The sequence below is a fragment of the Arcanobacterium bovis genome, assembly GCF_004331995.1.
GTDB lineage: Bacteria > Actinomycetota > Actinomycetes > Actinomycetales > Actinomycetaceae > Arcanobacterium_A > Arcanobacterium_A bovis.
The window spans coordinates 1-310 of record NZ_SJDT01000030.1; the positions used below are offsets into that span (position 1 = coordinate 1).

1 protein-coding gene is annotated in these 310 nt (G+C 56.8%); it reads right to left on the minus strand.

What is annotated here, in order from left to right; all coding sequences use genetic code 11:
• Window positions 1-251, minus strand: a 251-nt coding sequence (locus EZJ44_RS08645) for a hypothetical protein (RefSeq protein ID WP_131282583.1), incomplete at its 3' end; no start/stop codon positions are given.
• Window positions 252-310: the final 59 nt, after the last annotated feature.

Here is a 310-nt window from a genome sequence, read left to right on the forward strand (position 1 = left end):
TCTGTCATGAGAACTGCAGCGTAAGCATTAGCTTGGGCATCTTCGTCGAAAAGATAGCTGGCCAGCCATGAAGGAAGCATGGCCACGATCAAAGCGATCACAGCTATAACAGCAACGACTCCCGTGATTATCGGCGTCGACAGCGCGGCGATCGATGCTACGATCTTCGCGGCAACAACCCGCACGAGCCGCACGGTCAGTGCCACAGTTTTCCGGCCAGTTTCACGCCCAAGCGAGCGTTTCGACGTCATGCTCACTCCACGTTGTTGCGCACGGCTATATCCGGTTTTCGCCTGCGCGAACCGACGTC